The organism is Pseudomonas paraeruginosa PA7 (genome assembly GCF_000017205.1).
GTDB classification, from domain to species: Bacteria; Pseudomonadota; Gammaproteobacteria; order Pseudomonadales; family Pseudomonadaceae; genus Pseudomonas; species Pseudomonas paraeruginosa.
The window spans coordinates 3,860,800-3,884,682 of record NC_009656.1 but is presented as its reverse complement, the minus strand read 5'-3'; the positions used below and the strand labels follow the sequence as shown (position 1 = coordinate 3,884,682).

At 62.4% G+C, this 23,883-nt stretch carries 28 protein-coding genes; 23 read left to right on the top strand and 5 right to left on the bottom strand.

The window, feature by feature from the left end:
* Positions 1-7 precede the first annotated feature (7 nt).
* The 4 genes from PSPA7_RS17825 to PSPA7_RS32495 all read left to right on the top strand — a co-directional run bounded on the left by PSPA7_RS17825 (position 8) and on the right by PSPA7_RS32495 (position 2,208).
* Positions 8-1,207: a tyrosine-type recombinase/integrase gene (locus PSPA7_RS17825; RefSeq protein WP_006473279.1), complete on the top strand. Its 1,200-nt coding sequence runs from the start codon at positions 8-10 to the stop codon at positions 1,205-1,207.
* A gap of 139 nt (positions 1,208-1,346) precedes the next feature.
* A complete protein-coding gene (locus PSPA7_RS17820; protein ID WP_006473280.1) occupies positions 1,347-1,712 on the top strand; it encodes a type II toxin-antitoxin system RelE/ParE family toxin in 366 nt (121 codons plus the stop codon).
* Positions 1,709-2,029 carry a helix-turn-helix domain-containing protein gene (locus PSPA7_RS17815; protein WP_006473281.1) on the top strand — a complete coding sequence of 107 codons (321 nt, stop codon included), beginning with the start codon at positions 1,709-1,711 and terminating at the stop codon, positions 2,027-2,029. The genes PSPA7_RS17820 and PSPA7_RS17815 overlap by 4 nt, the downstream gene beginning before the upstream one ends.
* A gap of 5 nt (positions 2,030-2,034) precedes the next feature.
* A complete protein-coding gene (locus tag PSPA7_RS32495; RefSeq protein WP_006473282.1) occupies positions 2,035-2,208 on the top strand; it encodes a hypothetical protein in 174 nt (57 codons plus the stop codon).
* A 299-nt stretch (positions 2,209-2,507) separates the two neighbouring features.
* Here the strand turns inward: PSPA7_RS32495 and PSPA7_RS17810 are convergent, their stop codons facing one another.
* Positions 2,508-3,203, bottom strand: coding sequence for a helix-turn-helix domain-containing protein (locus PSPA7_RS17810; RefSeq protein WP_012076332.1), 696 nt, complete (start codon positions 3,201-3,203; stop codon positions 2,508-2,510).
* 483 nt (positions 3,204-3,686) lie between these two features.
* Between PSPA7_RS17810 and radC the strand changes: the two genes are divergently transcribed.
* Entirely contained in the window at positions 3,687-4,196 is a 510-nt protein-coding gene (radC, locus tag PSPA7_RS17805; protein ID WP_006473290.1) for a RadC family protein, read from the top strand.
* Here radC and PSPA7_RS31280 read toward each other — a convergent pair.
* Positions 4,139-5,821, bottom strand: a complete 1,683-nt coding sequence (locus tag PSPA7_RS31280; RefSeq protein WP_006473291.1) for a hypothetical protein — start codon at positions 5,819-5,821, stop codon at positions 4,139-4,141. The two genes, radC and PSPA7_RS31280, sit on opposite strands and share 58 nt — an antisense overlap.
* Positions 5,787-6,917 carry a nucleoid-associated protein gene (locus tag PSPA7_RS31275; RefSeq protein WP_006473292.1) on the bottom strand — a complete coding sequence of 377 codons (1,131 nt, stop codon included), beginning with the start codon at positions 6,915-6,917 and terminating at the stop codon, positions 5,787-5,789. Before PSPA7_RS31275 ends, PSPA7_RS31280 begins: the two co-directional genes overlap by 35 nt.
* Positions 6,918-7,575: 658 nt before the next feature.
* Between PSPA7_RS31275 and PSPA7_RS17790 the strand changes: the two genes are divergently transcribed.
* The 7 genes from PSPA7_RS17790 (at position 7,576) to PSPA7_RS17770 (ending at position 14,442) form a co-directional block, all read left to right on the top strand.
* On the top strand, positions 7,576-8,406 hold the full coding sequence (locus tag PSPA7_RS17790) for a DUF932 domain-containing protein (RefSeq protein ID WP_006473294.1): 831 nt from the start codon (positions 7,576-7,578) through the stop codon (positions 8,404-8,406).
* Positions 8,407-8,486: 80 nt separating this feature from the next.
* Positions 8,487-10,565 (top strand): ParB/RepB/Spo0J family partition protein, encoded by a 2,079-nt coding sequence (locus tag PSPA7_RS17785; protein WP_006473296.1) that lies wholly within the window; start codon positions 8,487-8,489, stop codon positions 10,563-10,565.
* Between the two features lie 812 nt (positions 10,566-11,377).
* Positions 11,378-11,692, top strand: coding sequence for a DUF736 domain-containing protein (locus PSPA7_RS17780; RefSeq protein ID WP_006473297.1), 315 nt, complete (start codon positions 11,378-11,380; stop codon positions 11,690-11,692).
* 39 nt (positions 11,693-11,731) lie between these two features.
* A complete protein-coding gene (locus PSPA7_RS32145; RefSeq protein WP_006473298.1) occupies positions 11,732-11,998 on the top strand; it encodes a hypothetical protein in 267 nt (88 codons plus the stop codon).
* 204 nt (positions 11,999-12,202) lie between these two features.
* On the top strand, positions 12,203-12,256 hold the full coding sequence (locus tag PSPA7_RS33050; protein ID WP_011113070.1) for a chloramphenicol resistance leader peptide: 54 nt from the start codon (positions 12,203-12,205) through the stop codon (positions 12,254-12,256).
* 21 nt (positions 12,257-12,277) lie between these two features.
* Positions 12,278-13,453 (top strand): chloramphenicol efflux MFS transporter Cmx, encoded by a 1,176-nt coding sequence (cmx, locus tag PSPA7_RS17775; RefSeq protein WP_005297378.1) that lies wholly within the window; start codon positions 12,278-12,280, stop codon positions 13,451-13,453.
* A complete protein-coding gene (locus tag PSPA7_RS17770) occupies positions 13,453-14,442 on the top strand; it encodes an IS481-like element IS5564 family transposase (protein WP_167380529.1) in 990 nt (329 codons plus the stop codon). The genes cmx and PSPA7_RS17770 overlap by 1 nt, the downstream gene beginning before the upstream one ends.
* Here the strand turns inward: PSPA7_RS17770 and PSPA7_RS17765 are convergent.
* Positions 14,439-14,732 carry a helix-turn-helix domain-containing protein gene (locus PSPA7_RS17765; protein ID WP_006473299.1) on the bottom strand — a complete coding sequence of 98 codons (294 nt, stop codon included), beginning with the start codon at positions 14,730-14,732 and terminating at the stop codon, positions 14,439-14,441. The genes PSPA7_RS17770 and PSPA7_RS17765 overlap by 4 nt on opposite strands.
* A 319-nt stretch (positions 14,733-15,051) precedes the next feature.
* Between PSPA7_RS17765 and PSPA7_RS17760 the strand changes: the two genes are divergently transcribed.
* The 10 genes from PSPA7_RS17760 to PSPA7_RS17720 all read left to right on the top strand — a co-directional run bounded on the left by PSPA7_RS17760 (position 15,052) and on the right by PSPA7_RS17720 (position 22,519).
* Positions 15,052-15,402: a DUF2958 domain-containing protein gene (locus tag PSPA7_RS17760; RefSeq protein WP_012076328.1), complete on the top strand. Its 351-nt coding sequence runs from the start codon at positions 15,052-15,054 to the stop codon at positions 15,400-15,402.
* 121 nt (positions 15,403-15,523) lie between these two features.
* A complete protein-coding gene (locus PSPA7_RS32490) occupies positions 15,524-15,691 on the top strand; it encodes a hypothetical protein (RefSeq protein ID WP_006473301.1) in 168 nt (55 codons plus the stop codon).
* Between the two features lie 56 nt (positions 15,692-15,747).
* Positions 15,748-16,518: a DUF2285 domain-containing protein gene (locus PSPA7_RS17755; protein ID WP_006473302.1), complete on the top strand. Its 771-nt coding sequence runs from the start codon at positions 15,748-15,750 to the stop codon at positions 16,516-16,518.
* Positions 16,519-16,644: 126 nt separating this feature from the next.
* Positions 16,645-16,914: a helix-turn-helix transcriptional regulator gene (locus PSPA7_RS17750; protein WP_425313408.1), complete on the top strand. Its 270-nt coding sequence runs from the start codon at positions 16,645-16,647 to the stop codon at positions 16,912-16,914.
* Between the two features lie 26 nt (positions 16,915-16,940).
* Positions 16,941-17,786, top strand: coding sequence for a replication initiator protein A (locus PSPA7_RS17745; RefSeq protein WP_006473303.1), 846 nt, complete (start codon positions 16,941-16,943; stop codon positions 17,784-17,786).
* A gap of 253 nt (positions 17,787-18,039) precedes the next feature.
* Positions 18,040-18,678 (top strand): ParA family partition ATPase, encoded by a 639-nt coding sequence (gene parA, locus PSPA7_RS17740; RefSeq protein ID WP_006473304.1) that lies wholly within the window; start codon positions 18,040-18,042, stop codon positions 18,676-18,678.
* Positions 18,675-18,959 (top strand): hypothetical protein, encoded by a 285-nt coding sequence (locus tag PSPA7_RS17735; protein ID WP_006473305.1) that lies wholly within the window; start codon positions 18,675-18,677, stop codon positions 18,957-18,959. Before parA ends, PSPA7_RS17735 begins: the two co-directional genes overlap by 4 nt.
* Complete coding sequence (locus PSPA7_RS17730; protein ID WP_006473306.1) at positions 18,956-19,501, top strand: DUF2840 domain-containing protein; 546 nt, start codon at positions 18,956-18,958, stop codon at positions 19,499-19,501. The genes PSPA7_RS17735 and PSPA7_RS17730 overlap by 4 nt, the downstream gene beginning before the upstream one ends.
* Positions 19,498-20,109, top strand: a complete 612-nt coding sequence (locus PSPA7_RS17725) for a S26 family signal peptidase (protein ID WP_006473307.1) — start codon at positions 19,498-19,500, stop codon at positions 20,107-20,109. Before PSPA7_RS17730 ends, PSPA7_RS17725 begins: the two co-directional genes overlap by 4 nt.
* A 436-nt stretch (positions 20,110-20,545) precedes the next feature.
* Positions 20,546-22,519 (top strand): relaxase/mobilization nuclease domain-containing protein, encoded by a 1,974-nt coding sequence (locus tag PSPA7_RS17720; protein ID WP_012076324.1) that lies wholly within the window; start codon positions 20,546-20,548, stop codon positions 22,517-22,519.
* Positions 22,520-22,562: 43 nt separating this feature from the next.
* On the opposite strand, the gene PSPA7_RS17715 is transcribed toward PSPA7_RS17720, so the two are convergent.
* Entirely contained in the window at positions 22,563-23,312 is a 750-nt protein-coding gene (locus tag PSPA7_RS17715; RefSeq protein WP_228380096.1) for a helix-turn-helix domain-containing protein, read from the bottom strand.
* 1 nt (position 23,313) lies between these two features.
* Between PSPA7_RS17715 and aac(6')-Ib the strand changes: the two genes are divergently transcribed.
* Positions 23,314-23,868, top strand: a complete 555-nt coding sequence (gene aac(6')-Ib / locus PSPA7_RS17710) for an AAC(6')-Ib family aminoglycoside 6'-N-acetyltransferase (RefSeq protein ID WP_012695458.1) — start codon at positions 23,314-23,316, stop codon at positions 23,866-23,868.
* The last annotated feature ends 15 nt before the right edge of the window (positions 23,869-23,883 follow it).

Below are 23,883 nucleotides of genomic sequence, written 5' to 3'. Positions count from 1 at the left end.
GGTCATCATGGCGAAGATCAAGCTCACCAAGTCCGCAGTCGATGCGGCACAACCTCAAGACAAGGCCATCGAACTGCGGGATACCGTGGTGCCCGGCTTCCTGTGCAAGATCACCCCGGCGGGCCGCAAGGTGTTCATGCTCCAGTACCGCACGAACGCGGGCGAGCGCCGTAAGCCCGCCCTGGGCCAATACGGGGAATTGACCGTCGATCAGGCACGCACAATGGCGCAGGAGTGGCTGGCCGAGGTGCGCAAAGGTGGCGACCCAAGCGCGGCCAAGAACGCCGCCCGCAAGGCACCGACTATGAAGGAGTTTTGCCACACCTTCATGGAGGACTACTCCAAGCAGCGCAACAAGCCCAGCACGCAGCGCGGCTACCAGGGAGTCATTGACCGTTGCATCATCCCGATCATGGGCCGGATGAAGGTGCAGGACGTAAAGCGCCCGGACGTGGCCACGCTGATGAAGAAGCTGGCCTACAAGCAGGCCGAGGCGAACCGCACCTTCGGCGTGCTGCGCAAGATGTTCAACCTGGCCGAAGTATGGGGGCTGCGCCCTGATGGGACGAACCCATGCCGCCACGTCCCGATGTACCCACCCGGCAAGGAAACCCGGCTCATCGTGGACGATGAACTGGTGCGGATCTTCCGCCAGTTGGAGTCGCTGGAGGCGGAAGGACTGGAGAACTACGTCATCCCGCTGGCGATTCGCCTGCAATTCGAGTTCGCTGCCCGCCGCTCCGAAATCTGCCCGCTGGAGTGGGACTGGATTGATCTGGAAAAGCGCCGCGTCGTCTGGCCCGACAGCAAGACCGGCGGCATTTCCAAGCCCATGAGTGAGGAAGCCTATCGGCTACTGTCCACAGCGCCGCGCCGGGAAGGTTGCCCCTATGTCCTGCCGTCGCCGAATGACCCGACCCGGCACATGACCCACGGCGAACACTATGGCGGCTGGACGCGTGTGCTCAAGGCCGCTGGTGTACCGCACGTCGGCACGCATGGCATCCGCCACCGTGCGACAACCGACATTGCCAATTCGGGCGTGCCGACCAAGGTGGGCATGAAGCTGACGGGCCACAAGACCGTGGCGATGTTCATGCACTACGTCCACACCGAGGACAAGCCGGTGCGTGATGCGGCCGAACTGGTGGCGAATCGGCGGCTGGCGATTACGGGTGCGCGCCGCACGGAGGAAATGGCGATATGAACTGCCTGCGAGCTTTCACGTCTTGCCCCGCTGCGCCGGTGGTGCGGCGGCATCCTGATGCTGATCCTGCCGGCCCAATTGTCGCAACGCTGTCGCGACAATTCAGGCGCTTGCCATCTATACCTGAACGGATATAATCATGATAGAGAAACGCAAGCTCCTGTACTGGGAAGGCTCATCGAAGAAGGACTTCAAGGAGTTTCCCGTCCCCGTGCAGAAGGACATGGGCGTGTCATTGTTCGTCGTCCAGTTGGGCGGCACGCCGGACTCGGCCAAGCCCTGGAAGGGACTCGGTTCTGGGGTGTACGAATTGGTGGAAGACCATCGGGGCGACACCTTCCGTGCGGTTTACACAGTGAAGATCGGGGACGCGGTGCATGTGCTGCATGCGTTCCAGAAGAAGTCCAAGTCCGGCATCGCTACGCCGCAGCCGGATGTGGAGTTGATCGAGAAGCGGTTGAAGGCAGTGCTCGCCCGCTACGCAGCGAACAGGAGAACATTATGAGTCGCAAAGATACCCCTCAAGGCACCGACAACGTGCTGCTGGATCTCGGTTTCGACGATGCGGAAGAATTGTCGGCGAAGGCCGCGCTCGCGCTCAAACTCAACGAACTAATTGACCAGCGCGACCTGAGCCAGACCGAAGCCGCCCACATCACCGGCATGACCCAGCCCAAGGTGTCCCAGGTTCGCCGCTACAAGCTCCAGAACATTTCGCTGGAGCGCTTGATGCAGGCGCTGGTGTCGCTGGATCAGCATGTGGAAATCGTGGTGCAGCCGGCCCGTCACGAGTACGCGCCAGGCATTACGGTCGCGGCCTGACTTCCATGGAAAGCCCGATCATTGAACCCTTGCTGGACGACATGGCTGCGCTGCATGAAGCCAGCGCGATCAGTCAGGAGACGCTGCAGGAGTTCGCCGCACTACTGACGCTATCCGGGCCTGTCGATTCCCGTATCACTGATACGAGAATTTCTGAGCAGCGGGCCTCTCAATCGTAGACATCCCGGGAGGCAGTGGCGGGTTCGCAAGCTGCCCATCTGGATTTCCTAGACAGTGTCTCGGAAATTCACTCGTGCTGGGCTGGCTTGTGGCTGAGCCAATTCGCCAGACAGTGCCTAGCTCACCAAGCCGGATGCAAATCTGTTTCTGGAACTAGGTTTTCCACCTGAGGAAGCCGAGCGGCTGTACCTGGCGTCGGAGAAGCAGATCATTGAAACGGAGCAGATCAAGGAAAGGTTCATTTCCGAGGTCGCCCGGCGTTGACCCTTGATGCCTGTGGCCTTTGTTGGTTGCCCAACTACAGACGGATGCTGGCAGACTTCGGTGTTGCAAACTGTTCGGGTTCTTTGCCGAGTGGGAAGCCAACGATATAAAGCACCGTGGCGAGCATCGGCTTCACATCTGCACCTGTTCCCCACTTCACCTGAATCTTGCGCGTGGCGTAGCGCAGTGAGACGCCGAGCACCTTGAGCGCGTCGATGTGGGATTGCAGCTCATCGTATATCTCGAATTTCTGCGTTTCGTTATAGGCATCGGCACAATCCCGATACTCACGCAGGTAGTCCACCAGCATCGCGAAGGTTTCGTCGGCCTCGCGAGGCAGCTCAAAAGCCGGTTCTGACAAGTCCATTGAGCAAGTTTCTGCCAGCTTGGCCAATTGCTTACCAGTAGTCAGCGGAGTCGCCGTCAAGGTGACGTGCTCCTGGTCGAACTTTTCCTTCGCAGCCTTGGCGTCTTCTTCGGATGGAATGACGAACGGCTTGTTGAGCGCGTCAATGTCCTCAAGCTCGAACGCTCGGGCAAGGGCTCGGCGGGTGTCAAGGCTGGCGACTTGGCCTTGCTCTACACGCTGGATCGTCCGCACGTTGAGGCCGGAAATCGCGGACAACTGTTCCTGTGACCACTGCCGCATCTCGCGGAACAGCTTGATGCAAGCGGCCAGTTCGGTCGGAGTCAGCAGACGGGATTGTTGGGCATGTTCTGTAGCGCTCATGGAAAGGCTCCTTCGTTCTCATTCGATGTGGCGAAGTATGGGGAGCCAGGAACAACGACAACACGACAGCAACCCGACAGTAGGCCGACATTTCAGAACTATAAGGGTCTTATGCGGTTCGCTCCAAAGGATTATTCAAACAGTGAATCAGTGCGTCCCGGCGTACCGCCGTCGGGCTCGCGGGCTGCGCCCTGCGCTTCGTGCCGAATCACAGCCATTCGGCGCTGATCCCTGACGCCTTCGGCCTGGATCGTTGATCCGGGCCTGCGCGTGCTGCGCACTTGCCGGCGGCGGGTGTGTGGCTGAGTGGGGTGTAGGCGGTCTTGCTGTTCCCTTCACCGTATCACGGCGTTCGCAGCGTCAAGGGCTGCGCGTGCTTGCACGCTTGCGCCCTGGCGGTCGGCTACGCCCCCTGACTGCTTTGCGCTGCGCCGTGCTGGCCACGGTTCCGGGCAATTCCGCCCGAGCAACCGGAGCACGATCATGTCGCAACTGTCCTTTTCCTCGTTCGATAACGCTTTGCTGGTGCGTGACGCCCAAGGGCGCTACCTCCCGGCATCGGTGGATCAAATTCTTGAAGCTGCACGCCAGGCCATCGAGCTGAAGATGCAGCGCGGTGCTGAGTTCACTTCCCCGGCGCTGGTCAAAGAATACCTGCACAACAAGCTGGCAGGTTTCGAGCATGAAGTCTTTGCGGTGCTGTTTCTGGATGCACGCCATCGGCTGATCGAGTACCGGGAGATGTTCCACGGCACCATCGACAGTGCATCGGTGTATCCGCGTGAAGTGGTCAAGGAGGCGTTGCGGCTCAATGCTGCGGCGGTCATCCTCTCGCACAACCATCCGAGCGGAAATCCTGAGCCAAGCAATGCCGACCAGGTGCTGACACAGCGACTCAAGGAAGCGCTGGGGCTGGTGGAGGTACGCACGTTGGATCACATGATCGTAGCGGGTGTAGGAACGGTGTCGTTCGCCGAGCGAGGGCTAATATAATTTTCGGGGCTTCGGCCCTTTTCTCCGGCCTCAAATACATCTTGGGAAGAGCTGCTCTGCTTATCATCAAGAATGCTCGTATCTTGTACGGCTTTGTCGTCTTCTGAATTTGACTCTTGCCCTGTAGGGGGAGCTACTTCCAAATTTCTGCCCTCTCTCTGGGTAGGGCTAACTTTTAAAGCCGACTCTTCAATGTCAGAATTAAGTAATGATTGCGACTCCCTATTTTTATCATTGGCGCCAACAGGTTCTGCCGAGTAGAAAAAAGGGGTAATAATAAAAAGGGCAATAAAAACAAATGAAGCGGCAATCATTCCATTAATGGTGGACTTCGCTGTTTTCTTATATAGGCGAATGGCATCAAGCACCGGATGTAATGCCAACTCTCGATAGTCCGACCGGGTTAGTGCTATGTGAATGTTTTTATGCCAACGCCTCATGTTGCGCAACTCATTTACCAATGATTTAGAGCTAACATGATGCTGAAGAACAATGCTTGCCCATGTAATCGCTAGTACGACGCAGCAGAAAATTATCCCAGCAACTGCCCAGGTGTTCTTCTGAGAGGTCAGCAATGTAAGGCGGACACCTAGCCCCGTTGCCAGTGCAGCCAGACCAATCACAAAACCTGCAGAAAGTCTATGAATGCGCTCTACGATACGCGAAACATCTTCTCCAACCGCCTTTCTGAGGTCGGCCATAGCTTTTACCGTTTCTGCTGACTTTGATCTCACATAGGCGCGATGATCAAGCCGAGCCCCATCAAGGGCTTCTTGCAGAGATTCAGGCAATACGGTTAGCCACTCCGCGACTCCATTGGAGTCGGAGTCTCTGACAATCGAAGAAAGACGTCGCACAAGAACTTCATGCCGGGCTTCCGTGTCCTGCTTTACAAGTATCCAATCGGCAGCTTGGCATATTTTCGAGTAAGCGTTGCTATCCTGGCATTTTTCTCCGAGTGAGAAAGTGCGCTTTCTCGCGCCATTGATGGATACTTTCGTTGTATCTTCTTTCCAGACATCCGAAACAAGTAGTGTTGCCAGATTTTTAGTTGCCAGAGTCTTCCATATATTCCACGGCTCGCCGCCGCCGTCATGACCTACTAGTATCCAACGATAGGGGTCTGCCGGAACAGTGTTGCCGGTCAAGTCTCGTACTACGCCTTTTCTAGGGTCGATTGCATCTGAATCAGGCTCCAAGCACGGCAAGCCAGGCAAAGGTTCACCATCCCAAGGCAGGACAGAAAATCCTCTGGTTTTGAATCCATTAAAAGAACTTAGCACCAATAGCTCGCTAGCCAATGTCAGCGCCTTGTCTTCCAAGGCTGCCGAGAATCCTGCTAGTGACGCAAAGAAAATCCTGCCTCCTATTGGCTTCTTGATTACAAGGGTGACATCCTCATTCGCAATGGCATCTGTGGAGATCTCGGAAAATTCGCCATCACGGATAGAAATCGACCAAGCCTCAGATTTCTTTTCCGAGAAATCTTTGAAGGCCTGCTTGAAATCGTCCGATTTTTCAGGAGAGACATGCCCGGAAATGTCGATTTGCCCGATGGTTTCTCGGATGTTGGCATGCTCCCCCAAAGAATCAATCAGGGATGCGAGGCATTTTTTCGAGTTCATCGTTACGTTCCAGGCCGGTAGAGCGTATGGTTATTTCAACGCCTCCATTCCCCTCTGTTTTTATCTCTACGTTCTTGTTTTCTTCATGCCCGGCACTAAACAAGAGAGTAATCCCCTCGTTTGTGACTACTCGTCGGTACTCGGCTGGTGGTGGGGTGGCTCCCTCAAACTTGAATGCTTCTGTGCTTATATTCTTGCTGGCGAGTTTGCTCTTGAAGGTTTTGAGGATTGCGGCCTCTGGAGCCACTCCTTGCAATACGGCACCAAGAAATTCCTCTGGTTTTTCAAAGTCAAACCCTTCAAGCCTTGACATGGCTGCTCGTACAAACCGCTTGGGAGCTTTAGCAACTTCTGGGGGGACCTCGCTCTTGTGCGCCTTGATGGACTCGACTGCCGCATCTTCGAGGCGTTTGGTCAGTTCGACAGGTTCAAGGGCTCGGCGTATATCCAGGAAATTTGCAAAGTGTTGAGTGGCATCGCGGTAGCGACCGGACGAATGGTCAATTACAACGATTGATGATTGAACGTCTCCATCCGATTCAGAGCTATTACTTCTTTGGAATCGTATGACTGCAGATTTCTGCATAGCCTTGCGATCCTTCGTAAATGTTTCCACAAGCGTCTGCAAATCAGGAACAGGGTTTCCGTCTGCATCCAATATCGGCTTGCCCTTGTCATCCTTAATGTAGGAGTAAGATACAACTTGCTGGTGCTCATATTTTATGACGGCGACAAGTCGGTTATCACCTTCCGTTTTTAAGGAGAAAAGCATCAATACGCCGGGTGCAAGTCGCTTATCTTGTTTTACTTTCTCTTTGAATCTATCCGCCAGGTCGTGCGAGACTTTAACAAATTCATCTTTCGCGCCCTGACTCGGCAAGGCTCGATAAAGAAGGCCCGGAATTCCTGCGCCCGGGAGAAATTCATACGCGGCTCCACGAAGAGTTTCTTTAACTCGCTCAACGAAAAAATCCACACATTGCGGTGGTTTGACTTCTGCTAAGAAAACGGGGGACTCTGATGCTGGATCGACAACGTGGAAGATCATTCGCTCAATGGTGAGGCTTTCTGCCTCTTTTTCGCTAAGAATGCTCATCAACACCCCGTTTTCATATTGAATTTATTTAAATAATGTGAGAGCTATATTTTTCCTCACATTATTTTGGCGCTGGCAATATTTTCCTTTAAGGCAAGCCAAATAGTTTTTTGGTGCCAACCTGCCCCAAGTATGTAATTTATCAGAAATTCATAACATCTGGAGACATCCTTGCGTCTCCGCTTCGCGAACCGCGCTGCTCCAGGTTCGCTATCCGCTCATCCCTGACGGGACTGGCATTCGCCAGCCTTCCACATCCCTGACGCCTACGGCCCGGCTTCCAGCTTCGGGCCTGCGCGCTTCGCTTGCGTGCGGTTCGGCACACAGGGACGGCCGTTGCCATGTCCAGCCGTCTCCCCTGACTTCATCACCTTGTCCGCGACTGTAGCCCGCTTCCGCGTGCCATCAAGGCGCGCAGGGCCGTGTCCTCGGCTACGCCTGCGGGCCGCACCACCCCCTGCGCTTGTTTCCTTGACGGCCCCCGTCCGCGCGCTCCTGACCGTCGCGGGCGATGAACTCAGGAAAGACGGTGGCAACAGGGCCAACCGGGTTCCTCGTGCCGACCGCACCGAACAGCCACAAAGGCTGGGCTCCGAATCTTGGAATCCGGTGTGCGGTGAACAGCAAACCCTTTTTTTTCTTTGTCAGGAGAAAGACCATGCAACTCGCATCCCGTTTCGCTTCCCGTTCCCCCTCGCTGCGCAGCGACTACCCGCTGACCGATGACCAGATTCACCGCGTAGCGCCGTCCATCTTCGCGGACGCGCCGCATGAAAGCCGTTCGCAGCGGTACGCCTATATCCCCACCGCTGCCGTGCTGGCCGAGCTTCGCAAAGAAGGGTTCCAGCCCTTCATGGTGACGCAAACCCGCGTGCGCGATGAAGGCAAGCGCGAGCATACGAAACACATGCTGCGCCTGCGCCATGCCAGCCAGATCAACGGCGCGGAAGCCAATGAAATCGTGTTGTTGAACTCGCACGATGGCACGAGCAGCTATCAGATGCTCGCGGGCATGTTCCGGTTTGTGTGCAGCAATGGCCTCGTGTGCGGCGACACCGTGGCCGATGTGCGCGTACCCCATAAGGGCGACGTGGCCGGGCAAGTCATCGAAGGCGCTTTCGAGGTGTTGAGCGGTTTCGAGCGCGTGAAGGAATCCCGCGATGCCATGCGCGCGATCACGCTGGACGAAGGCGAAGCCGAAGTGTTCGCCCGTTCCGCGCTGGCCCTCAAATACGACCCCACCGACAACAAGCCCGCGCCCATCACCGAATCGCAAATCCTGATGCCGCGCCGGTTCGACGACCGCCGCCCGGACTTGTGGAGCGTGTTCAACCGCACGCAAGAAAACCTGACCAAAGGCGGATTGCATGGCCGCAGCGCCAACGGACGTCGCCAGCAGACCCGCCCCGTGCAGGGCATTGATTCCGATGTGCGCCTCAATCGCGCCCTCTGGATGCTGGCCGATGGCCTGCGCCAGTTGAAAGCCTGATTCCCCACGCGGCAGGGGCAGGCAGCAGCCCTTGCCGCATCCCTCGCTGCTGCATCCCTGAACCGTTAGGAGCTATCACCATGAACGCCATCACTCAAACCGAAGCCCGCGCCGTCAATACCGCCGCCGTCATCCCGCTGGAAGCCGCCGACCCGAGCAAGAACCTGATTCTGGTTCCACTGTCGCGGCTGGTGTCGCGCCCCAAGGGCCGCAACGTGCGCAAGACCGTCCCGCGCATGTCCATCCCCGAACTGGCCGCGAGCATCCAGCGCGTGGGCCTGCTGCAAAACCTGATCGTCACGCTTGCCGCCGATGGCGAGCATTACGAAGTAGTGGCTGGTGGCCGTCGCCTTGCCGCCCTCAAGCTGCTGGCGAAGAAACGCCGCATCAGCAAGGAATGGGAAGTGCCTTGCCTGCTGGTGGCCGATGGCACCGCCCGCACGGCCAGCCTCACCGAGAACGTGCAGCGCGAAGCCATGCACCCCGCCGACCAGTTCGAGGCATTCGCCGCGCTGGTGGCCGAAGGCCGACCCATCGAGGACATAGCCGCCGATTTCAGCGTGTCCCCGCTGGTGGTGCAGCGCCGCTTGAAGCTGGCGAACGTGTCGCCCCGCCTGCTGGCCGACTACCGCGCCGAAGCCGTGACGCTCGATCAGTTGATGGCCCTTGCCATCACCGACGACCACGCCGCGCAGGAAACCGCGTTCTACGACGCGCCGACGTGGCAGCGCAACCCTTCCCAATTGCGCGACCGCCTCACCGAGCGCGAGATTGACGCCTACCGGCATCCGCTGGTGCGTTTCGTGGAACTGGACACCTACGAAGCCGCAGGCGGCGGCATCCGCCGCGACCTGTTCGCGGAAGGTGACGCGGGCGTGTATCTGACCGATGCCGCGCTGCTGGAACGGCTGGCGCAAGACAAGCTGGCAGGCATCGCCGCCGAGGTGAAGGCCGAAGGCTGGGCGTGGGTGGATGCCACCCCCGCCGTGACCCATGCCGACCTGCACGCCTTCCAGCGTGCGCCGAGGGAGCGCCGCGAACCGAACAAGCGCGAAGCGCAGCGCATCGAAAAGCTGCAAACCAAGCTACACGAACTGGCCGCAGCCGTGGATGACGCGCTGGATGCCGAGGACGAAGAAAAGGCCGATGCCTTGCAGGAGGAAGGTGAAACCGTGGGCGAGCAGTTGCAGGCGCTGGAAGATGGCTTGCAGGACTACGGCGCGACAGTGAAGGCCGCAGCCGGTGCCATCGTCACCATCGACCGCAACGGCGAAGCCGTGATTCATCGCGGGCTGCTGCGCGAAGCCGAAGCCAAGGCGCTGCGCACGCTGGAACGCTTGCGGCAGGGTTTCAGCAGCGAAAGCGAAGCCGGGAACGACGACGAAGGCGAAGACGACGAGCAGCACAAGACCGCCGCCATGTCCGACAAGCTGGCGCAGCGGTTGAGCGCCCACCGCACCGCCGCGCTGCAAATCGAAGTCGCCCGGCATCCGCAAGTGGCGCTGGCCGCGCTGGTGCATGGCATGGTGCAGACCGTCTTGCAGGGAAGCCACTACGGCCCCCGTCATGATGCGTTGCCGCTGGGCGTGAGCCTCAAAGCGCAAGACCGGCTGGAAGGCATCGCCCCGGACATACCGGATTCGCCCGCCGCCGTGGCGCTGCGCGAGTTGCAGCAGGTGGCAGGCGAAGGCTTGCCGGAGGACAGCGCCGAACTGTTCGCCGTGCTGCTGGCGAAGTCGCAAGATGAACTGGTGCGGCTGCTGGCGGTATGCGTGGCCGTCACGGTGGACGTGGTGACACCCCGCGCCACGCAGCAGCAACCGGGCGCGGAACTGGCGCAGGCTGTCGGCTTGGACATGGCCGCATGGTGGAAGCCCACCAATGAGGGTTATTTCCAGCACATCCCGAAGGCCGCGATTCTGCAAGCCGTGGAGCAGTACGCCCCGGCGCACGTCACCCGACTGGCGAAGTTGAAGAAGGCCGACATTGCCAGCGAAGCCGAGCGGCTGGCCGATGGCACTGGCTGGATGCCTGCCATCTTCAAGGCCGAAGGCACCGACGACACCACGGCGCAGGATGCGCCGCAGGCCGTGACGAACGACGAGCCGGAAGCCATCGACAACGACGACGAGCAGCAGGCTCACGCACTCGCCGCCTGAGCTTCACCACCACCGAGCGCCCCGGTTTCGGCCGGGGCGCTTCGCTGTTCCATCAGCATCGGCCCCAGGCCGTTCCGCCCTGGTGCCGATGGTCAAAAATCCGGGCGCGGCGGTGGCCGCGCCCGGTTTCAAGGCCCAAAGCCAGAACGCCCCTTCGCCGCCTTCGGGCAGGCGGCGAAGGGGCGGCGCACAAGTGGCCTTGTGCGCGTGAAACCCTTGAAGCCCATAAGTGCGTCGGCGCACAGCGCTGACGACATTCCGAACGCGCCCCGCTGCAATGGGCGGGACTTGTGGGGCTACGCCCCGGCTTGCTGCCGCAGGTTGCACGAAAGCGTGCCGTCCTCGACGCTGGCGGTTCGTCGCCTGTACGTCACGAAGGACGGTTCACCGACACACCGCCCGGCCTTGCAATGGAGCTTCCACACCACGCCTCATGCAAGAGGCCGCCTGCAACGTCAGGGGCGCTTGCGCCCTTGTCGTCGGGTGTTGTCCTTGCCCGTGTCAGGGCACAGGCCGGTGAAGCCGTCGCGCGGGGATGCCGAGTCGGCCATGTCTCCATTCGGGAGTGGGCGGCCAGTACGTCCTTGTGTTGTTGTGAATCCTGGCGGTGGCTGGGCTTCATGGCCGCAACCTTCCAGCGAAAACAATTTCCCCTGCGCTGCGCGCATTCCTCGCGGGACAAATTCTTTTCGCTTCCAGGTTCTCCACGTTGTTGCGACCGCTGCGCGGTGCGGCCAGCCCATCCCCCGCCGGACGGATCACAACAAGGACGCACTGGCGCGACCTTGTTCAACCCGAAAGGAGAAATCATCATGGCTAACATCGGCACCTTCACCGCAGAGAAAGACGGCTTCACCGGCCAGCTCCGCACCCTGACCCTCAACATCAAGGTCAAGCTGGTTTCCAACGATAAGGGCGAGAACGAAAGCGCCCCGGACTTCCGCCTGCACGCGGCCGGCCACGACTTCGGCGCGGCGTGGAAGAAAACCAGCGAGGCCGGGCGGGATTACCTGTCGGTGGCCATCGACGATCCTTCGTTCCCGGCGACGGTCTATGCCCGCCTGATCGAAGGCGAGAACGGCACGCACGACCTGATCTGGTCGCGCAGCAAGCCCAAGGCGGCCTAACGGCCGCCCACCGCGCCCCACTCATTGCGGCGGGGCGCGATGCTGCTGATCGCAGCACCGCACGCACAGGGTTTCGCCGGTTGCTTCATGCCCGGCATGTCCAGGATCGGTATCGCATTGGCGATGGTCGGATGGCTCGAAGCCCGTGGCAGCAGGAACAATATGGCGTGTCGGCGCATTGCGCCGCCGGGCTTTCGGGCTGCGCCCCATGCCGCTAATGGCGTCATGTCCATTCGGCTTCAATCCCTCACGCCTTCGCGCCTGGCGGCGCTGCGCGCTCCGCTTGCGGGCATTCAGACGCGCTAGGTGTGATGTCCAGGGACGTTGTTCTGGCCCCCGCCCGTAATGACACCGTGCCGATTCAAGAAGTATCTGTCCAGACCGCTTGCCATTGAAGGCATGTTAGAGTTTGGGGCATGTCGAGTCCCGAATCAGACAGGTCAGGGGTTGTCGGTCACACCGCCAGCCCCTTGAACCACTAGTTACGACGCCCACGATCTGTGTGGGCGTATGTCTGGCGTACCCGGGGCGCTGGCCGTGGTGACAAGAAGAACCATTTCTTGATCTCACACCTCGGAGTACTCGATGCCTTTTGCCCTCTACATGCTTGCCCTGGCGGTCTTCGTCATGGGCACTTCAGAATTCATGCTCGCGGGATTGCTCCCCGCGATCGCGACCGAACTTGACGTCTCGGTCGGCACTGCGGGCCTGCTGACCTCCGCATTCGCAGTCGGTATGGTCGTCGGCGCGCCAGTGATGGCGGCATTCGCTCGCCGTTGGCCACCGCGGCTCACATTGATCGTTTGCCTTCTCGTGTTCGCGGGAAGCCACGTCATCGGAGCGATGACACCAGTGTTCTCTCTCCTGCTCATCACCCGGGTGCTCAGCGCTCTCGCAAACGCAGGATTCCTCGCCGTAGCACTGAGCACGGCCACTACCCTCGTGCCAGCGAACCAGAAGGGGCGTGCACTGTCGATCCTGCTCTCCGGCACGACGATCGCAACCGTCGTGGGCGTCCCCGCCGGGGCACTGCTCGGCACAGCGCTGGGCTGGCGAACGACGTTCTGGGCGATCGCCATCCTCTGTATTCCCGCGGCCGTTGGAGTCATTCGTGGCGTCACGAACAATGTTGGTCGGAGCGAGACTAGCGCGACCTCACCAAGGCTCCGTGTCGAGCTCAGCCAGTTGGCGACGCCGCGGCTCATCCTGGCCATGGCACTCGGAGCGCTGATCAACGGAGGGACCTTTGCGGCATTCACCTTCCTGGCACCCATCGTGACCGAGACCGCGGGCTTGGCCGAAGCGTGGGTGTCCGTCGCGCTGGTGATGTTCGGCATCGGATCGTTCCTTGGCGTCACGATCGCAGGACGACTATCAGATCAACGACCTGGCCTCGTGCTCGCAGTCGGCGGACCGCTATTGCTGACAGGCTGGATCGTGTTGGCAGTGGTCGCATCTCATCCCGTTGCGCTTATCGTCCTCGTCCTCGTTCAGGGATTCCTGTCGTTCGGCGTCGGCAGTACTCTGATCACGCGTGTGCTGTATGCAGCATCGGGTGCGCCAACGATGGGCGGTTCGTACGCAACCGCAGCATTGAATATCGGAGCTGCAGCGGGGCCCGTGCTTGGTGCGCTCGGGCTCGCGACCGGGCTGGGGCTGCTCGCGCCGGTTTGGGTCGCTTCGGTGCTGACAGCGATCGCTCTCGTCATCATGCTTCTCACCAGACGCGCGCTTACGAAGACCGCGGCGGAGGCCAATTGATGACCCATCCGAACGCTCTTCTCACTCCTCGTGCCCGTCTCCGGTTAGCTCGGCTGATTGTCGAAGACGGCTATCCGGCCACGATCGCCGCAAAGATGTTCATGGTCTCCCCGATCACTGCCCGGAAATGGGCAGGCCGCTACCGGGAAGAGGGTGAGTTTGGGATGCAGGATCGCTCCAGCAAGCCGCACCGGATCCCAGGCAGGACGCCCGAGCATGTCAAGAAGAAGATCATCAACCTGCGCTGGCGGCTTCGACTGGGGCCAGCCCAGATCGCTGCGCGACTTGGTCTCTCGACGTCGACTGTTCACGCGGTCCTCGTCCGTTGCCGCGTGAACCGCCTCTCGCATATCGATCGTGTCACTGGCGAGCCATTGCGGCGATATGAGCATCCTCATCCGGGATCGTTGATTCATGTCGATGTCACGAAGTTCGGCAACATCCCCGACGGCGGTGGACATCGTTACGTAGGTCGGCAGCAAGGCGCACGGAACAAGCTCGCGACTCCGGGATTACCACGAGGAAAAGATCACAAGCCGCGCACCGGGACGGCGTTCGTTCACACAGTCATCGACGACCACTCCCGCGTCGCATACGCAGAAATCTGGTCGGATGAGCAGGCGAGCACAGCGGTGGGAGTTCTCGAACGCGCCGTGGCCTGGTTCGCCGAACGAGGCGTGACCGTCGAGCGAGTCCTATCCGACAACGGGTCGGCATACAGATCCCACGCATGGAGGGACTTCTGCGCTCGGCTCGGCATCCGACACAAGCGGACACGCCCCTACCGGCCGCAGACGAACGGGAAGATCGAGCGATTCCACCGCACGCTCGGGGACGGCTGGGCCTATGCCAGGTTTTACGGTTCAGAGGCCGAACGACGCCTGGCGCTGCCCGGCTGGCTCCACTTCTACAACCACCACCGACACCACTCTGCGATTGGCGGCGTACCCTTCGACCGACTCAACAACGTCCCTGGACATCACAGCTAGGGCGCGTCGCGCTCTTTCAGCAAGGCCTCGAACTCCTGGCGCACCCGCGCCAGCAGTTCGTCGGCCTTGTGCGTGTCGTCGCCGGCGTAGGCCAGCGTCAACAGCGTCAGCGGATGTACTTCCATGACCTCGCACAGCTCGGTCAGCTTGTGCAGGGTCGGGCTTTTCAAGTCGCGCTCCAGCGTACTCATATAGGTGCGGCTGGACACGTCGGAGAACGCTTCCTGGCTCAAGCCTCGCGCCTTCCTGACTGTCCGTATTGCCGCTGCTAATGAGTGTTTCGCTGCCACTAACTTGGTTTCCCCACAAAAACCAAGATGACAGCCCATTGCGCCCTATAGGGCTACAATCTATAGTGTTCATTCGTGGCTGAAAGGCCCGCTTTCGTGCTTTTACGGAAATCCGCATCTGCGGATTCCGACAGAACCGGGGAATCGCATCCGTGTCTTTCCGGCTTCCTACAATTCCGCTTCTGCGCTTGCGTGCTTCTACGGATGCGATGGCTTGTGCATCCGTGCTTTCACACGAATGCACGGATGCGTTTCGGCGGTTCTGCGCTTCGGCACCAAAGCGCATCCGCGCATCATCGGTTTCGTGGAGAGGCTGCCCATGACCCTGCCGCTTGTCACCGCTGATGAACGCGCCCGGTTGCTGGCCCACGGCGCGGCGCTCGCCGCTGGTCAGCGGCTCGACCCGCTGCCCGTGGTGCGTCTGTTCACGCCGGACGCGCATGTGACCTGGCTGCTGGTGTCGCTCGATCCTGCGGATGGCGACACGGCCTACGGCCTGATCGACCTCAGTATCGGGATGCCTGCGCTCGGGACGGTCAAGCTGTCCGACCTGGCGGGCATCGTCGGGCCGCGCAAGCTGCCGGTGCGGCGGGATCGGTATTTCCAGGCGGTGCGTCCGTTATCGGAGTATGTCCGGCTGGCGCAGGAGAACGGCGCGATCACGGACTGATGAAAACCAGCGCGACCTAGCCAGCCGGGGCGCATTGTGACTATTTCAGTCTTGGTCAAGACCGTGCAGGTCTGAATCCGCATTCTTGCGCCAATGCAGTGCCGCTCTGCTGCAAATAGTCATGATCGACGGCGCGGATTGCAGCACGGTTCCCATGTTGCTCGTCATTTTTCTGGCGGTGCAGCCGTCGCATTCAGACGATTTCCGCAACACGCAGGAGCCAAATGGTCTTGACACCGACAGTTACAGCTTAACCGTTTTTGATGACGACCTGATGGCGATTCGATAGCTCCCGCACGGCGGAATCCGTGGCGACGTTCCTGCTGATCGACAGGAGGTTGCGTCATGGCTGATTCGAGCGCCGCACACTGGTATCCGACTGCCGCGTATCTCTACACGCTGCACCTCGACGCCCCCGCGCTGGCCTGGGAATACCTGCGCCGAAATCCCGACTACCGCCGCGACTGGCTGCGCCGTCGCCGACGGCCGGACGCAGCGCAGGCATGGGGTCTGCGCCTGCTGGAAGATCCAGCCTTGGATGCGCGCGACGCGCATCCGGCCTGGTTCCCCGATCACGACGCCGTGGTACAACTTTACCCGGATGCCGACCCACCGCCCGAGGCCCATGCCTTCGAGTTCTGGCGCGTGCCTGGGCGCAAGCAACTGATCCACGATGGCAAGCGCCTGGTGCTGGTGTCGCACTGGCCAGGCTGCTGCCTGCGGCTCGCGCTTGCGCCGGGCCTGGAGGACGGCATGGCCTACCTTTACGCCACTCGGGCCTGCGCCACGCCGTGCGCGCGCTATCGCACGCTCGCGGCCGAGCTGGACGCCCTGGCCGTGGCAACGGTTGCCGCGCCTGCGGCGGCGGCCCGTTCCCGGCCCACGACGGCCGCGGTGCTGGAACTGCACACCTTGCAGGCTCTCGATGCGACCCTGGCGGGCGCGTCCTTGCGCGAAGTCGCCGAAGGGCTGTTCGGCGCGGATGCCGTCGCGGCCGACTGGCACAAGGACAGCGCCTTGCGCGCCCGCGTGCGCCGGCTGGTGCGGCGTGGCGAGGCGCTGATGCGCGGCGGCTATCGCCGCCTGGCACAGCTTCCGCTGCTGCCGTTGCAGTAGGGGGGACGTTTCGCGTCCCCCGCAGATCGTCCCTTAGCAAGCAGCCTCGCTTTCTTGAAAGTGCCTCTATCCGGCCGCGTGGTGTGGCCGGGCTTGATGGAGGTACATCCCATGCGACCCGCTCCCTTGCGGCCTGCCGCCGCTGCTGTCGCTGCGCCTGCGCAGCCCCAACGCTACCTGACTAACGACGAAGCCGCCGAGTACCTGCGCCTCTCGCCGCGCACGCTGGAGAAACAGCGCGTGATCGGCGGCGGCCCGAAGTTCCGTAAGTTCGGCCGCCGTGTCATGTACGCGGTGTCCGACCTCGATGCCTGGGCCGACCAACGCAGCTACGAGGCGACTTCCGACCCGGAATATGCCGAACGCCACGCGGGCGACTACCGTGATGGCCGCTGATCGCTGGCGCGTGGGTGGCCGTCGCCATGTCCAGCCCGCCAGGGCAAGCCTTGCCGCAGCGCGAACAGCTCGACCTGTTCCGCGCGCTGCCGGGCGACATGGCACCCCGCGACAGCCAGGACTTGATGGCCTTTCCGTTCTTCTCGTTGGCGAAGTCGCGGCGCACGGCGCCGATCGACTTCCGCGCCGGCGGCATCACCATCCGCGTGGAAGGCACGGCCGAGCATGGCATCGCAACGATATGGGATGCCGACGTGTTGATATGGGCCGCCTCGCAGATCGTGGAGGCGCGCGATGCGGGCATCCGCCCCTCGCGCTGGATACGCGCCACGCCCTACGAGATCCTGCGCTTCATCGGGCGCGGCACGTCCCTCAACGACTACCTGCGGCTGAAAGCCGCGCTCGACCGGCTGCAATCGACCAGCATTGCCACGTCCATCCGCGAGACGACCGGCCGGCGGCTGCACCGTTTCTCGTGGATCAACGAATGGCGCGAGTTGGCCGACGCCAGCGGCACGCCGTTGGGCATCGAACTGATCCTGCCGGACTGGTTCTATGCCGGCGTGCTCGATGCCGCGCTGGTGCTGACCATCGACCCGGCCTATTTCCGCTTGAAGGGCGGCATCGAACGCTGGCTGTACCGCCTGGTGCGCAAGCACGGCGGCAAGCAGCCGGACGGCTGGCAATTCGATTTCCGGCACCTGCACCGCAAGTCGGGCAGCGCGGCGCGCTTCTCCGACTTCGCCTACGACCTGCGCGCTCTGGTGGTGCGGCAGTCGCTGCCCGGCTACGTCCTGGGCATCGAGCGGATACCGGACGACGGAACGGAGCTGCTGACGTTCCGGCCCGTGCTGCACACGGCACGGGGATAACTGCGGGAAAAGGTGTGAATAGCCTCGTGCTATCAGGAGTACCGGGTATCGTGCTATCAGGAGTACGCCTATCGTGCTATCAGGAGTACGAAAACGCCGGAAAGCCAATAACGGCGCGGGTTTGCGTCCCCTCTAACTTACCTAACAAGAAATACATAACTTTTAGTAGAAGCGCGCCGTTTCGGTGGACAACCACCCAACGGCACCAAACGCAGGAGCGAAAGACCGGCTTTCCAACACGGAGGGCCGCGCCATGATCCTCGCTCTGCTCAACCAGAAAGGCGGTGTCGGCAAGACGACGCTCGCCACGCACATCGCGGGCGAACTGGCGCTGCGCGGCCAGCATGTCGTCCTGCTCGATGCCGACCCGCAGGGTTCCTCGCTGGACTGGACGCAGCGCAGAAGCCAGCAAGGCTTGCCACGGCTGTTCAGCGCCGTGGGCCTTGCCCGCGAGACGCTGCATCAGGAAGCGCCGGAGCTGGCCCGCCGCGCCGATCACGTCATCATCGACGGCCCGCCGCGCATCGCGGCCCTGGCGCGCTCCGCGCTGCTGGCGGCCGAGCGCGTGCTGATCCCGGTGCAGCCCAGCCCCTACGACCTGTGGGCCAGCGCCGAGATGGTGGCGCTGATCCGCGAGGCGCAGGTGTTCCGGCCTGCGCTGCGCGCGGCCTTCGTCATAAACCGGCGCGTCAGCACCACCATCATCGGCCGCGAGGCGCGGCAATCGCTGGCCGAACAGCCGCTGCCCGCGCTGCGCTCGGAAGTGCATCAGCGCATCGTGTTCGCCGACAGCGTGGCCGCTGGCCGGCTCGCACGCGAGACAGCGCCCGACAGCGCCGCCGCCCGCGAAATCACCGCCCTGGTGGACGAACTGCTGCGGTGGCCCACATGACAACCAAGCAGCCACCCAACAGCAAACGCACGGGCAAGCGCGTCGGCATCGGCGCACGTCCGCCCGCGAATCCACACGCCGAGGCGTGGATTCGCCAGGGCGACGCCGATGCGCTTGGCAAAGGCGACCTCTACACGGCCCGCCTCACGCTCGACATCACGCCCGCCATGCGGGCGCGCATCAAGGTGTCGGCCTTCACGCAAGGCGTGACTGTGGCCGATCTGCTGCGCAGCCTGCTGGAGCGGGAGTTTCCAGAACACCGCAGGGAGAACACACCATGACCGCATCCGCTTCGCCCGCCGCTGGCGCGGCCACGGCTGCACCGCCGCTGCATCCCGCGATACTCGCCGGTCAGGCCGGCAACGTGCCGCTGACCCGCGTTTCGCTGGCCTACCTCGAACATCGCTTCAAACTCTACCTGCGCTTCGGCGAACCTGCGCGCACGCTGCGCCTGGACGACTGGCGGCGCTGCGCGGTGTTCCTGCCGGGCGCGATGCTCTGCCGCATCCGCTGGCAGGCCAACGACTACGGCACGATCCGCTGGCAGCTCATGGTGATGCAGGCTTGCCCGCCGCTGGACGCGGCACAGCGCATCCCCGGCGTGCAGCCGGGCGCGCGCCTGCTGCTGCACGCCGAAGGCGATGCCAACGTGCGCGCCGTGCTGGAGCGCATCGACGGCATCGAGGCGCTGGGTATCGCCGCCATCGACGTGTCGCCCGCGTACTGGCGCACGCTGGGCAACCGTCTGGCGGCTCGCCTTGCGCTGCCCGAATACACCGCCGAGCGGCACGCCGCCTGGCTGGCCGGGAAGGTGTTGCCATGACCGCCCCAACCACCACCGCCAACGCGCCTGCCGTTGCGCCACGTCCTCGCTCGCACCCGCGTTCACGTTTGCGCGCTCGCATCGTCGTGGCGACACTGGCCGCCATCGGCTTCGCTGCGCTGGCCTGGGCGGCTTTCGTGTCGCCGCTGCCGCGTCTGACCTACAACCCGTCCGACAGCGTGGCGGTCGGCTGGTATCGCATCGACCCGTTCAACCCGCGCACCGCCTCGCTGCCACGTCCGTTGTCCGTGGACAGCATCGTGCTGGTGCCGCTTCCGGCCACGGCCGCCGGGCTCGCTGCGCAGCGCGGCTACCTGCCGACGCGCGTTCCGCTGCTCAAACGTGTGGGCGCGGTCGCGCCGCAACACGTCTGCATCGTCGCCGGTCAGGTACGCATCGACGGCGTGCCTTCGGCCACCGTGCTGCCTGCCGACCGGCTGGGCCGGGAGCTGCCATCCTTACAGCTTTGCCGCCGCCTTGAACCGGGCGAACTGTTCCTGTTGAGCGTGACGAATCCGGCATCGTTCGACAGCCGCTATTTCGGCCCGGTGAGCACATCCGCCGTGATCGGCGTTGCGCATCCGGTGTGGCTGGTGACACGCCCATGATGGCCGCCGACTCGCTGCGCTCTGACGTGCCATCGGGCATGTCGTTCTGCTGGCTGCTTCCGTGTCGCCGCACCTGCCGTGCCGGTGCATTCGCACCGCACGTCGCGCTGCATCCGGCGCAGCCGTCCAACGTGCAGGCGTCTTGCCTCGAACGCGCCCGGCCTACGGCCATCGCCGCGTTCGCCGGCGCGCTGGCTGCTCACGCAGCAGCGCCGCCGGGCCGCCGGTGCCTGGAGCGACAGCGGAAGGCAAAGGCGGAAGGCAAGACAAAAGGACGCGGCACCGGGCCGCGTCGAAAGCCAGTCTGCACATGGGGGTTGCGCGGCACGGAACGGTTTTGCCGCCGTGCCGCTTGTGGCGCGAGGCCCGCGCCAATGCAGGCATGTCCGCGTGCTTTGCACGACCAGACACGCCGGAGCTTGCAGAGGGCATAACCATGACCGACCGCCGCGACGACGATTTCCGCATCCGCCCCAGTGCCCCGAAGAACCGGGGCCAGGGCTTCGTCTCCAAGGTGCTCAAGCAGGCGGGCAAGGCCAGCGGAGGCAAGTCCTCGGTGCGCCGTCCGGCGTCGGCGCGTGGCACCGGCCAGCGGCCCGGCTCGCGCCTCGGGCGGGGCCATACGGCGGCGCGCTTCGCGGGGGCGAAGCTCACGCCCATGTCGCGGCGCGTGACCATCAAGACGCTGCTGGTCAACCAGCGCCAGGCCAGCCCGCAGTCGCTCGCCAAGCACCTGCGCTACATCGAGCGCGATGGCGTGGGCCGCGATGGCGAGCCGGGCCAATCCTACGGGCCGCAGACCGATGCGGCCGACCTCGACGTCTTCAAGGAACGCTGTGCCGACGACCGACACCATTTCCGCTTCATCCTCTCGCCCGAGGATGGCGCGGAACTCGAAGACCTGCGCACCTACACGCGGCACCTCATGGGCCGCATGGAGGCCGACCTGGGCACGGGCCTCGATTGGGTGGCGGTCAACCACTGGAATACCGACAACCCGCACACGCACATCGTCGTGCGCGGGCGCGACGACACCGGCAAAGACCTCATCATCGCGGGCGACTACATCGCGCACGGTTTCCGCCATCGCGCCGCCGAACTGGCGACCGAATGGCTAGGGCCACGCACCGAGCTGGAGATCCAGCAGACCTTGCAGCGCGAGGTGGAACAGGAGCGATGGACGAGCCTGGATCGCACCCTGCAACGCGAGGCCGGCGAGGATGGCTGGGTGCAGATCGAACGCTTCAACAAACCGCGGCTGCAACGCCAGCGCCTGTTGCTGATCGGCCGCCTACAACGCTTGCAGCGCCTGGGCCTGGCCGACGAAATGCAGCCCGGCACCTGGGCCGTCCATGCCGACGCGGAAAAGACCCTGCGCGCCCTGGGCGAGCGTGGCGACATCATCCGCACCATGCAGCGGGCCATGCGCGGCGAGCCGCGCGAACTGGCGGTGTTCGAGCCGGGCGACGATGGCCGAACCATCCTCGGCCGCGTGGCCGCGAAGGGGCTGGCCGACGAGCTACGCGACCGAGGCTATCTGGTCATCAACGGGGTGGACGGCAAAGCCCACTACGTTGCGCTCAACGCCCGCGACGAGCTGGCGAACTATCCGACCGGCGCCGTGGTGGAGGTGAAGGGATCGGCCGACGTGCGTGCGGCCGACCGCAACATCGCCGCGCTGGCGAGCGATGGCCTGTACCGCACCGACCACCACCTCGCCATCGCGCAGGGTCAGGCCGTACCGGGCCGCGATCCGCAGGAGGTCGTCGTAGTCCACATCCGCCGCCTCGAAGCCCTGCGCCGTGCCGGCATTGTGGAGCGTGTGGCCGAAGGGCTATGGAAGGTGCCGGACGACCTGGCCGAACAGGGCCGCCGCTACGACGCGCAGCGCCTAGGTGGCGTGGCCGTGGAACTTAAATCGCACCTACCCATCGAGCGGCAGGCCCGCGTGATCGGGGCCACCTGGCTCGACCAGCAGTTGATCGGCGGCGGCTCGGGCCTGGGCGACCTGGGCTTTGGTGGCGAGGCCAAGCAGGCGATGCAGCAGCGCGCCGACTTCCTGGCGGAACAGGGATTGGCAGAGCGTCGCGGGCAGCGCGTGATCCTGGCGCGCAACCTGCTGGGCACGTTGCGCAACCGGGAACTGGCGCAGGCTGCGAAGGACATTGCTGCCGAAACCGGCCTGGAACATCGCCCGGTGGCCGATGGGCAGCGCGTGGCCGGCATCTACCGGCGCTCTGTCATGCTCGCCAGCGGACGCTACGCCATGCTCGATGACGGCATGGGTTTCAGCCTGGTGCCGTGGAGGCCGGTGATCGAACAACGGCTGGGGCAGCAGATCGCCGCAGCGGTGCGCGGCGGCGGGGTGTCGTGGGAGGTGGGACGACAGAGAGGGTCGGCCATTTCCTGAACCTCATTTATTCAGTTAGCCGCACGGGATCGGCTGTCGGGCATCACGTGTGCTCGATCAACATGACGGCGGTGGTTCTGGCTTCGAGCGCCTCGAACATGTGGGCCTCGTCAGCCGAATAGCTCGCATAGTCGCCTGCGGACAGCTCTACCGGGTGCCCGACCGGCCCCAACCTGGCACGTCCGTGACAAATGACGACATGTTCGAGCGTTCCCGGGAGATGCGGATCGGACAGCCGTGGCGCTCCAGGCTCGACCACGAGCCGGTAGAGATCACGCTGAACGCCGGCCGGGCAGACCGCCAGCAGGGTGGCCGCGTAGTGGGCCTGTTCCGAAGCCACGGTGGCCCCTTCATCGGCGCGGATGACCTGAACGCGGCTTCTCGGTTGGGCGATCAACCGGGTCACCTGGACGTCCAGCGCCATAGCCAAGGCCCAGAGCGTTTCCAAGCTCGGGTTGCCGACACCCGCTTCAAGCTGCGACAGCGTGGACTTGGCGATGCCGGCCCGCTTGGCCAACTCGGAAATGGAAAGGCCCAAACGCTCTCGTTCACGTTTGATTGACGCCGCCAGCAGGCCGATTGGCGAGGGCGGGGAGGTTTGGGAAGGGGGCGTCATTGTGTTCTTCAGAACAAACGATCGTTCGACTTGACGAACGATATGCTTCTGATCATCATATCGGTCAATTGTTCTATTCGTCGATCGATTTGATTTTTCTTCACCGCCAATGAACACCAAAACTCGGGGAATCATGGAGATGACCACGGCGATGTTAGGCATCACAAAGTACAGCATCGTGACCAACAGCACCGATTCCGTCACACTGCGCCTCATGACTGAGCATGACCTTGCGATGCTCTATGAGTGGCTAAATCGATCTCATATCGTCGAGTGGTGGGGCGGAGAAGAAGCACGCCCGACACTTGCTGACGTACAGGAACAGTACTTGCCAAGCGTTTTAGCGCAAGAGTCCGTCACTCCATACATTGCAATGCTGAATGGAGAGCCGATTGGGTATGCCCAGTCGTACGTTGCTCTTGGAAGCGGGGACGGATGGTGGGAAGAAGAAACCGATCCAGGAGTACGCGGAATAGACCAGTCACTGGCGAATGCATCACAACTGGGCAAAGGCTTGGGAACCAAGCTGGTTCGAGCTCTGGTTGAGTTGCTGTTCAATGATCCCGAGGTCACCAAGATCCAAACGGACCCGTCGCCGAGCAACTTGCGAGCGATCCGATGCTACGAGAAAGCGGGGTTTGAGAGGCAAGGTACCGTAACCACCCCAGATGGTCCAGCCGTGTACATGGTTCAAACACGCCAGGCATTCGAGCGAACACGCAGTGATGCCTAACCCTTCCATCGAGGG

Bases quoted from the DNA above. Each gene is read 5' to 3' on its own strand.
- PSPA7_RS17825 (WP_006473279.1), top strand. From the start codon at position 8: ATGGCGAAGATCAAGCTCACCAAGTCCGCAGTCGATGCGGCACAACCT.
- PSPA7_RS17820 (WP_006473280.1), top strand. From the start codon at position 1,347: ATGATAGAGAAACGCAAGCTCCTGTACTGGGAAGGCTCATCGAAGAAG.
- PSPA7_RS17815 (WP_006473281.1), top strand. From the start codon at position 1,709: ATGAGTCGCAAAGATACCCCTCAAGGCACCGACAACGTGCTGCTGGAT.
- PSPA7_RS32495 (WP_006473282.1), top strand. From the start codon at position 2,035: ATGGAAAGCCCGATCATTGAACCCTTGCTGGACGACATGGCTGCGCTG.
- PSPA7_RS17810 (WP_012076332.1), bottom strand. From the start codon at position 3,203: ATGAGCGCTACAGAACATGCCCAACAATCCCGTCTGCTGACTCCGACC.
- radC (WP_006473290.1), top strand. From the start codon at position 3,687: ATGTCGCAACTGTCCTTTTCCTCGTTCGATAACGCTTTGCTGGTGCGT.
- PSPA7_RS31280 (WP_006473291.1), bottom strand. From the start codon at position 5,821: ATGAACTCGAAAAAATGCCTCGCATCCCTGATTGATTCTTTGGGGGAG.
- PSPA7_RS31275 (WP_006473292.1), bottom strand. From the start codon at position 6,917: ATGAGCATTCTTAGCGAAAAAGAGGCAGAAAGCCTCACCATTGAGCGA.
- PSPA7_RS17790 (WP_006473294.1), top strand. From the start codon at position 7,576: ATGCAACTCGCATCCCGTTTCGCTTCCCGTTCCCCCTCGCTGCGCAGC.
- PSPA7_RS17785 (WP_006473296.1), top strand. From the start codon at position 8,487: ATGAACGCCATCACTCAAACCGAAGCCCGCGCCGTCAATACCGCCGCC.
- PSPA7_RS17780 (WP_006473297.1), top strand. From the start codon at position 11,378: ATGGCTAACATCGGCACCTTCACCGCAGAGAAAGACGGCTTCACCGGC.
- PSPA7_RS32145 (WP_006473298.1), top strand. From the start codon at position 11,732: ATGCTGCTGATCGCAGCACCGCACGCACAGGGTTTCGCCGGTTGCTTC.
- cmx (WP_005297378.1), top strand. From the start codon at position 12,278: ATGCCTTTTGCCCTCTACATGCTTGCCCTGGCGGTCTTCGTCATGGGC.
- PSPA7_RS17770 (WP_167380529.1), top strand. From the start codon at position 13,453: ATGACCCATCCGAACGCTCTTCTCACTCCTCGTGCCCGTCTCCGGTTA.
- PSPA7_RS17760 (WP_012076328.1), top strand. From the start codon at position 15,052: ATGACCCTGCCGCTTGTCACCGCTGATGAACGCGCCCGGTTGCTGGCC.
- PSPA7_RS32490 (WP_006473301.1), top strand. From the start codon at position 15,524: ATGATCGACGGCGCGGATTGCAGCACGGTTCCCATGTTGCTCGTCATT.
- PSPA7_RS17755 (WP_006473302.1), top strand. From the start codon at position 15,748: ATGGCTGATTCGAGCGCCGCACACTGGTATCCGACTGCCGCGTATCTC.
- PSPA7_RS17745 (WP_006473303.1), top strand. From the start codon at position 16,941: ATGTCCAGCCCGCCAGGGCAAGCCTTGCCGCAGCGCGAACAGCTCGAC.
- parA (WP_006473304.1), top strand. From the start codon at position 18,040: ATGATCCTCGCTCTGCTCAACCAGAAAGGCGGTGTCGGCAAGACGACG.
- PSPA7_RS17735 (WP_006473305.1), top strand. From the start codon at position 18,675: ATGACAACCAAGCAGCCACCCAACAGCAAACGCACGGGCAAGCGCGTC.
- PSPA7_RS17730 (WP_006473306.1), top strand. From the start codon at position 18,956: ATGACCGCATCCGCTTCGCCCGCCGCTGGCGCGGCCACGGCTGCACCG.
- PSPA7_RS17725 (WP_006473307.1), top strand. From the start codon at position 19,498: ATGACCGCCCCAACCACCACCGCCAACGCGCCTGCCGTTGCGCCACGT.
- PSPA7_RS17720 (WP_012076324.1), top strand. From the start codon at position 20,546: ATGACCGACCGCCGCGACGACGATTTCCGCATCCGCCCCAGTGCCCCG.
- PSPA7_RS17715 (WP_228380096.1), bottom strand. From the start codon at position 23,312: ATGCTGTACTTTGTGATGCCTAACATCGCCGTGGTCATCTCCATGATT.